This window comes from Paraburkholderia sp. (assembly GCF_034668105.1).
Classification (GTDB): domain Bacteria; phylum Pseudomonadota; class Gammaproteobacteria; order Burkholderiales; family Burkholderiaceae; genus Paraburkholderia.
This window is the reverse complement of the sequence record NZ_JAXDPY010000653.1, coordinates 1-7608: the sequence shown is the minus strand read 5'-3', so window position 1 is coordinate 7608 and position 7608 is coordinate 1. Positions and strand designations below refer to the sequence as shown.

Annotated in this window: 9 protein-coding genes and 1 pseudogene; 7 read left to right on the top strand and 3 right to left on the bottom strand. The window is 59.4% G+C overall.

All coding sequences use genetic code 11. The annotated features are described in order from the left end of the window. Positions 1-170 precede the first annotated feature (170 nt). The 6 genes from QOC89_RS28915 to QOC89_RS28890 all read left to right on the top strand — a co-directional run bounded on the left by QOC89_RS28915 (position 171) and on the right by QOC89_RS28890 (position 3296). Entirely contained in the window at positions 171-401 is a 231-nt protein-coding gene (locus QOC89_RS28915; protein ID WP_323048169.1) for a hypothetical protein, read from the top strand. Between the two features lie 66 nt (positions 402-467). Next, on the top strand, positions 468-653 hold the full coding sequence (locus QOC89_RS28910) for an ATP-binding protein (RefSeq protein WP_323048168.1): 186 nt from the start codon (positions 468-470) through the stop codon (positions 651-653). Positions 654-979: 326 nt separating this feature from the next. After that, complete coding sequence (locus tag QOC89_RS28905) at positions 980-1699, top strand: Crp/Fnr family transcriptional regulator (RefSeq protein ID WP_323048167.1); 720 nt, start codon at positions 980-982, stop codon at positions 1697-1699. 482 nt (positions 1700-2181) lie between these two features. Next, a complete protein-coding gene (locus tag QOC89_RS28900; RefSeq protein WP_323048166.1) occupies positions 2182-2445 on the top strand; it encodes a response regulator transcription factor in 264 nt (87 codons plus the stop codon). Positions 2446-2633: 188 nt separating this feature from the next. After that, positions 2634-2756: a LuxR C-terminal-related transcriptional regulator gene (locus tag QOC89_RS28895; RefSeq protein ID WP_323048165.1), complete on the top strand. Its 123-nt coding sequence runs from the start codon at positions 2634-2636 to the stop codon at positions 2754-2756. A gap of 246 nt (positions 2757-3002) precedes the next feature. Further along, positions 3003-3296, top strand: coding sequence for a hypothetical protein (locus QOC89_RS28890; RefSeq protein ID WP_323048164.1), 294 nt, complete (start codon positions 3003-3005; stop codon positions 3294-3296). Between the two features lie 212 nt (positions 3297-3508). On the opposite strand, the gene istB is transcribed toward QOC89_RS28890, so the two are convergent. Continuing rightward, positions 3509-4327, bottom strand: coding sequence for an IS21-like element helper ATPase IstB (gene istB, locus QOC89_RS28885; protein ID WP_323048163.1), 819 nt, complete (start codon positions 4325-4327; stop codon positions 3509-3511). Beyond that, positions 4324-5817, bottom strand: a complete 1494-nt coding sequence (gene istA, locus QOC89_RS28880; RefSeq protein WP_323048162.1) for an IS21 family transposase — start codon at positions 5815-5817, stop codon at positions 4324-4326. The genes istB and istA overlap by 4 nt, the downstream gene beginning before the upstream one ends. Positions 5818-6085: 268 nt before the next feature. Between istA and QOC89_RS28875 the strand changes: the two genes are divergently transcribed. Next, the gene (locus QOC89_RS28875; RefSeq protein ID WP_323048161.1) at positions 6086-6298 is read left to right on the top strand and encodes a hypothetical protein; all 213 of its coding nucleotides are present in this window, start codon (positions 6086-6088) and stop codon (positions 6296-6298) included. 1028 nt (positions 6299-7326) lie between these two features. On the opposite strand, the pseudogene QOC89_RS28870 reads toward QOC89_RS28875, so the two are convergent. Next, positions 7327-7608 (bottom strand): annotated as a pseudogene (locus QOC89_RS28870) (IS110 family transposase); the annotation flags it as partial.

Here is a 7608-nt window from a genome sequence, read left to right as displayed (position 1 = left end):
GCAGGCATTGGCGAACCGCGCTGTTCTGATGCTTTGCAAGCAGACTGCTTTCGTCGAACACCAGCCCAATACGCCCCTCTCGTCGTTCTTCGTTGCCCAGCCAAGCACGAAATGCGGATCAAAATGTCAGCACATCTGGCGTCCGCCGAGTCATTTTCGGACGCTCTGCCTTGAACTATTTCGTCGTGACAGATGCAATGATGACGCGTGGCACCCGGGCGGCCGCGGATAACTCTCTGGAGGACGCCTGCGCGACGGCTCACGCCGGCGCGGCCCCCCCAATCAGCAACCACATCCTGGCGATGGTGGCGCATGAGTTGCGCGGCCGGTTGACGCCGTTGCGGCTCGCCAGCCAGTTGATCCGCAAGCGTCGGCTGAACGCCCGGAAATACTCCGGTTGATCGATATGATCGACAGGCAGGTGAACGGGATTGCACGGTTGGCGCAAGATTTGATGGACGCGACCCGTGTCGATCGGGACGCGCTCCGTCTTTGCAGGCGGCCTCGGCATTGGCCTCGCGGTCGTGAGAGCCATTGCTCAATCTCACGGTGGCACGGCCTCGGCAACCAGCGCAGATCCGGGGGAGGGCAGTGAGTTCACCCTCAAGTTGCCGAATGTTACGTCCGGCAGCGCCTTTTTTGGCAACGTATAAGTGGAACCAACGATTGCCGTTCAGCCGATGCTTTAGGCCGGGAAGGCCGCGCATGGCAATGGTTTTCGAATGTCGTGCAATCCGCATGCACGGCGTGTCGCACCGCGAACCCATGCCAGGACACGGATCGGCGCGTAATTTCGACGCGACTTATAATCTTTTTGCGTATTAGCCAGATCTCGAGTAACGCGAAGATTACCGCATCGTGACGCGCTGCGGCACAAGCCGCAAAGGTGTTGGAGCATTCCTCCTCCTATCCATATTAACCCGTCAGGAAATCGTCGGCGAAAGCGGCGTGGTTCCGGGCGAGCTGCGGAGAGTGTGAGATGTCTCAAGATCACCGACAAAACGAAAATCATCTGATCGAAGTGTTGCCTGACCGGGAGTGGGAGCGTCTGGCGCCGCATCTGTCGCTCGTGGAGATGCCGCTTGGCAACGTCGTCTATGAATCCGGCGATCGCCTCGGTTACGTTTATTTCCCAACCACCTGCATTGTGTCGCTGCTGTATGTGATGGAGGACGGGGCGTCCGCCGAAATCGCGATCGTCGGCAACGAAGGGCTCATCGGCATCGCGCTTTTCATGGGTGGTGAGACCACGCCGAGCCGCGCGGTCGTACAAAGCGCGGGGCAGGCATATCGCCTGGACGCTCAAATCCTGAAAGAGGAGTTTCATCGTGCAGGGCCTGTCCAGCGCCTTTTGCTGCGCTATACCCAGGCGTTGATCACGCAAATGGCGCAGACCGCCGTATGTAATCGTCACCATTCGATCGACCAGCAGTTGTGCAGGTGGCTGCTGCTCAGCATCGACCGCCTCTCGTCGAACGAACTGAAGATGACGCAGGAACTGATCGCCAATATGCTGGGCGTGCGCCGCTCCGGCGTAACCGAGGCCGCACTGAAGCTGCAGGATGCAGGTTTGATTCGGTACAGCCATGGACACATCGAGGTATTGGATCGGCCGGGGCTAGAAAAGCGTGTGTGCGAATGTTACGGCGTAGTGAAGCGCGAATTCGACCGGTTGCTGCCCGCTTTGAAAGCGCTATAAAAAACGGTGTGAGCGCGTGCTGGTGCGAATTCAATTCAGTGTGAACGAGAGCGAATTGGGGCCATGAAGCGACGTTCGCCCGATCGAACGATCGGACATTCGAGCGACGGCATAGCTTGATGACAACGGCCCCTCGTCGGACGGATGCCATCTGGCGAATCGTCGGTCTCATCGGCCGGTGATGAGGGACGGTTCAAACGTTGCCATGCCGAATGGCTTCGGTGAGTTACCCGAGTATCGTCTTCGAATGAACCCCGGGGACGATCACGAGATCAGTTCGCGAGAGCATGAGCCTTATGCGGCGTTTTCTGTCAGGCAGCGCACAAAAACGACCAACAACAAATCAGCAAAGTTTCGCGAATCCTTTATGCTTTTAAAAAACTAACGGATACAAAATTCCGCCTTCTGGACGACGAGGTGTCGGTTCCGGTCTCGGACGTTCGATTCGAGGTGCCATGTAAACCGAATGGGCCAATCATGCGATGGTGAGTCCGACCGCTAATCTCGTCTTTGTTGTTGACCACGACGATCGAGAGCGTACTGCATTCACCCGGTTGTTTCGATCGGCCGGACACAATGTCCTCACTTTCGCCTGCGCGAAGGATTTCCTCAATCACGTGGATCTTCAAATGTCTCCCGCGTGTCTGGTACTTGATGTCCAGATGCCCAGGATGACTGGTCTCGAACTGCAGCGCGAGTTGGAACCCGCGGGCATGCCAATAATCTTCGTGACCGGCCATGGGTGACATAGAATCAAGTGTCCAGGCGATGAAAGCAGGTGCCGTTGACTTCATTACCAAGCCGGTGCTTGGCGCGCAGTCGTTGTCTGCGGTTAGCCAAGCGCTAGAACACGCATCGCGGGCTTTTAAAGTGCGCCGTGAACAGACGGAAATCATCGGTCGTATAGATCCTGACTCGCCGCGAGCGTCAGGTCATGGCGCTAGTATTAACCGGTATGAGCAACAAGCTGGTCGCAAGCGAGCTGGGCGCCGCCGAAAAGACGATCAAATCCATCGTCGCCGCGTCATGCAAAAAATGGGAGCCCGCTCGCTCGTAGAGTTGGTTCCGCCTCGCGGACAAAGCGGGCTTCGGCGCGACTGATGAACAATCGCAGCAGCTGATCGCTGCCGTGCAAGAAGCCATGCTCCGAGTGAACGATCGGCATAGCTCGCCCTGAGCCATTCGCTCCGCTCGCTCTCACTGACCATAGATTTCGTTAAGCCGTTAAGCGAGCTGGAAAGGTGATCCGCCGCACAGGCCAGGCACCCTTCCTTCCGCTATCCTGGACCTACAGGAGACCGTCATGAAAATCGAAGACTTCAAATCGCATCTGTCAATGCTGCTGCGAGACCAGCCGATAGGCACGACAGCGGATCTGTCAGACTTCGCCGTAGCCTGGTGGAACGGCCGTAATGTGACGTATGCGTTTCTGCGGGATGTTCAAAGCGGACGGATCGAAGAGGAGTTCGACCTGGACGACTATGGGTGGAAGCAGTGGGAGCCCGACTTCGCTGCGTGGGTGGAAGCACCGAAGTTCAGCGCACGGGATGGGGTGCTGAGACGGCAAAAAGATGCGCCGCCGAACGAGGCGGCCTGATTGATTCGTCGCCATAGGCGAGGGGGGAGAGGTCATGGCGAAGCGCGCAATAAAGACGATCTGCGCAGGCATTGGCCTTTCGGCTCTTTGGCTCCTGGGCGTAAAGCAGCCGGTCGTTCTCGGCGCGCTGGTTTTGGGAGTAGACAGCGTCAAGCAGCACGGCCGGTCAGCGACAACTATTTTGGCCGGTCAACGGGTGTAGTTGTCGCTGGCTAATTCATAGTTGTCGCGCCTCCATCGTAATTGTCGTCGGGTAATTGTCGCCGGCGCGCGCTCTGCTTGTCGCTGGCCTTTCGACGGCGATAGCTTTCGACATTCAGTTCGAAGATCGTCGAGTGATGGACGAGCCGGTCGATGGCTGCGACCGTCATGCCGGGGTCGGGGAACACGTCATTCCAGCCCGAGAACGGCTGATTGGCCGTTATTAGCAGACTTTTGCGCTCATACCTCTCGGCGATCAGTTCGAACAGCACACTGGTTTCAGCCTGGTCCTTGCGCGCGTACGACAGGTCGTCCAGGATGATGAGATCGAACCGATCGAGCTTCGTGAGCGCGGATGGAAGTTGCAGACTCTGACGCGCGGCCTGGAGCTTCTGTACGAGCTCGCTGGTGCGCGTGAACAGCACGCGATAGCCGACGTCGATCAGAGCATGTCCGATGGCCGAACCTAAATGACTTTTGCCGCCACCGGGCGGCCCGAACAGGAGAATCGTGGCACCTTTCTCCAGCCACGAATCTCCGGTAGCCAGCGCCGCAACATGCGCCTTCGAAACCATTGGCACCATGCCGAAGTCGAAGGTGGCCAGCGTTTTGGTCGGGTCCAGATGTGACTCGGTACGGTGCCGCTCGATGCGTCGTTTGGCACGTTCGGCCAGTTCGTGCTCGAGCAGCGCCCCGAGCAATCGCGTAGCCGGCCAGCCTTCCTTGTCCGAGCGCTCAGCGAACTCGGGCCACAACCTGCCGATGGTCGGCAAACGCAACTCGTTGAGCATCAGGGCGAGACGGCCATTGTCATGGGCGGGGGCGCTCATGCTGCCACCTTGTCGAGCAGCTCGTCATAGACCGCAACGGGCGGCATCTCGACCACCACCTCGGGACACAGGGCTTGACGCGGCGCGAATTCGTCGCGCAACTGCTTCAGATCGGGCAGTTCGCCTGCTTCGAGCAAGGCGTCGAGCCGCTCGGCCAGCAACGCTTCAACGCCGTGATGACCTGCGAGTTCGAGCAGCCCCACGATCGTCTTGCATGCCTGACGTTGCGTCAGTTGCGTCTCCAGCTTTTCCCAGGTTCGGCGGTAGGCTTCACGGGGAAACAGCGCGTCGCGAAACGCAAACCCCCTGAACGCCTGCGGCTTGCGCTTGAGAGAATCGATGAAGTGACGATAATCCAGCGCGTGGCGGTTATCGGCGGCACGGGAACCTCGCGCGGTGCTGTGCACCGGTGCGCCGGACAGGTAACAGTCGAGCCGGTCACCATAGACCCGCACCTTCAGCCGGTGGCCGATCAGGCGCGACGGCGCGCTGTACAGGATGCCGCGCACCGTGAACGTGCTGCAGCGGGTCACGAGTGCTTCTTCCTCGGCGAAGTCAGTGGTGCGACGTACAGGCAAATCCTGCAACTGTGCGCGCTCAATGCGAAACGCCGCAGCGTTGCGGCGGTTTCGGCGCATCACCACCTCACGGATGAATTCATCGTACGCGGCCCGGTCAGCGAACTCGCGATGGCCGCGAAGCATCAAGGCCTGGTCGACCGCTTCCTTCAGATACCGATGCGAGGACTCCACGCTGCCGTTCTCGTGACCCAGCCCACGATTGTTGCGCGTGCCCTCCATGCCGTAATGGTCGAGTAGCGCTGCATAACGCTTCGTGAAGTCCTCCTGCTCGGTCAGATTCTTGAAGGCAGCCGACAGGCTGTCAGAACGATGTTCGCGCGGGCAGCCGCCGGCCTGCCATAGCGCGTTCTGCAATCCCGCTGCGAGGGCCTCGAAACTCTCGCCACCCTCAACAACGTTCGCGTACTCCCAGCGCGAGAACGCCAGCACGAAGTGATACAGCCGGTGACCGAACGGGGCACCGCCGATCGTCACGCACAGCTTGCTCATATCGGTGAAGTCTGACAGTCCGCGCACGCCGGGCTGATGTTCCTGAGGGAAGAACACCTCTTGGGTTGGCCCTTCAAGCGCCCGCCACTGGCGGATACGCCGCTCTAGCGTGCGCCGCATGCTATCGGGATAACGATCCGGGTGATCATCCTGCAGTTTGCGCAGGACCGTGATGCCCATCAGGTTGGGCGCGTTGCGCAGCAGTGGTACGACTTCGCTGTCCCATACATCGACGAAGGGATCAGGGCGGGTCCGCCATGATTGACGCGGCTTCTGAGAGGGCAACGTGGCATCGCGCTCGATGCGGCGTGCCGTACGCACGCTGATACCGGTCTTGGCGGCCGCGACTTCCTGAGAATGCTGTTTGCGCTTGTTCATATAGAGATGAACCTGTTGGTCGGTAATGCGGGTTCCAGACATGAGCTGACCGCTTCTTCTTCAAGCTTCGATCAGCCCATCCTAAAGCCCCGTCGACCTGGCGCCGCCGGTGGCTCGTCGTCTCCGGCGGCTACGCCGCCTACGACTCCTCACCACCGGCCAAAACAAGCGTCAACGACCGGCCAAGACAATTGTCGCTGCCCATGGGAGGCTGCCTGTTTCTCGGGGCGCTCATATTTGTAGTCTGGATGGTTGAGGATTAATCGACATCAATGGCGAGAGGGAGATCGGTGTGACGTTGGAAACAAACATGAGTGGTCCCACAACGCCTCCGACTACGGTCGAGACCCTGCGGCACATGGCCGAATGCTTACCTCTGCTCGACGGCGATGTCGTGATGTGGAGGCATGCGCTTCTGAAGGCAGCGGCCGAGCTCGAGGCCGAAACCGCACGGCTCGACTTCCTGATCAAAAGCGAAGCGCGCGTTGGCGAGGGCCTTGATGGCTTCTATCACGTCTGGTGAGGTCCATTGGGCGACCCCGAGAACCTGGAGCCGTACAACGCGAATTGCGAGACGGCCCGGAATACAATTGACGCGGCCCGCCTGGCCGCGAGAGATGGCAACACAGTCCGCCGGCCGTAATCGCAGATACGGACGGCAGGCTGTCAGTCCTGAGTCACGCCGGCGTTCCTGCACGCGTATCTCGAAGAGGCATACGCCGTCGTCTCGAGAAACTGGCTAGCGGATTCGGGGGATGTCGCCGGGGCTGAATCGGGATGGGTTCATGCGCGAAATGGCTGCGGTTCTGAGGCGCGCCAATGTGTACCGGCTAGCGGCGGTGGCCATTGCGTCAAGGCGGTCGCCTATGACCCGCATCATCCAGATTGGACCACCCCGTCAGCGTGGCTCGATACGCTATCCACAGTATCGCGATCCGCTTCGATACTGGGAAGACTGCGAGAAGAACATCGAAAACTGGGTTGAACCTTGACGAAGGCACTCGTCCCCTAAGCAGCAGATTTGGATCCGGTATTGGCCAGCATGTGTCCGGGACGGGATGACTGAAAGGTACAGATTTCCGGCGCCGGAGCCGCCCTAAATTTTTTCCGACGAATGAATCGGACCTGTGACCTTCCAGCGGGTCAGTGCGGCGGTCACAGATCGGCCGATTCTGTTTGCAAGGACTTCCCCCGAAAGTCAAGATCGGGGTGAGATTGGTTGGCGCCGGCAAATGCACGGCACCGGCGTGCTGGTGGTCCAGTTGGTTGGGCAGCCATGTCATTTCTCCTTTGTCAGCTCAGGCTCGCGCTTCGAAGCAATACCAGGAACAGACTGCGTCTTTGCAAACGGCCTTGTTGCCCGAGAAGTATCGGGCGGGCCACGATATGAGCCGCACAGGAGAACCCTATTTGAAAACCGGCGAACAGGCATGAGGCGCCAGACCTCGTGCGGTAATGACTCGCCAACAGAATCGTCGGGTTCTTCTCCCGTTCGGTCCGACCTCGTCTTGCTATCGCGTCGAGCAGTAGTTGAATCTCAGGCTAACCGGGTCATGCTGTAGCGGGTGGTAGCGGCGGATGTACCGGATGGCGTTGCCACGCGTCGGCATCGTAACGTTCGTTTTTTGCAAGCATCGCCCACAACATCCGGGCATGCTTGTTGGCAATCGCAATCAGCGTCTTGTGATATCCCTTGCGTTCGTGGAGCTGTCTGATCCACCGTTGTAGCCGGCTTGCGTGCGTGGGGTCCGCACGCAGCGCCGACTGCAACGTACTTCGGGCGCCCTGAACGAGCAGCGTGCGCAGATAGACGTTGCCGCGCAAACTGATATG

What these genes read in the sequence shown, in the direction of transcription:
- QOC89_RS28905 (WP_323048167.1), top strand. Translation starts at nt 980, where the DNA reads ATGTCTCAAGATCACCGACAAAACGAAAATCATCTGATCGAAGTGTTG.
- QOC89_RS28900 (WP_323048166.1), top strand. Translation starts at nt 2,182, where the DNA reads ATGGTGAGTCCGACCGCTAATCTCGTCTTTGTTGTTGACCACGACGAT.
- QOC89_RS28895 (WP_323048165.1), top strand. Translation starts at nt 2,634, where the DNA reads ATGGCGCTAGTATTAACCGGTATGAGCAACAAGCTGGTCGCAAGCGAG.
- QOC89_RS28890 (WP_323048164.1), top strand. Translation starts at nt 3,003, where the DNA reads ATGAAAATCGAAGACTTCAAATCGCATCTGTCAATGCTGCTGCGAGAC.
- istB (WP_323048163.1), bottom strand. Translation starts at nt 4,327, where the DNA reads ATGAGCGCCCCCGCCCATGACAATGGCCGTCTCGCCCTGATGCTCAAC.
- istA (WP_323048162.1), bottom strand. Translation starts at nt 5,817, where the DNA reads ATGTCTGGAACCCGCATTACCGACCAACAGGTTCATCTCTATATGAAC.
- QOC89_RS28875 (WP_323048161.1), top strand. Translation starts at nt 6,086, where the DNA reads ATGAGTGGTCCCACAACGCCTCCGACTACGGTCGAGACCCTGCGGCAC.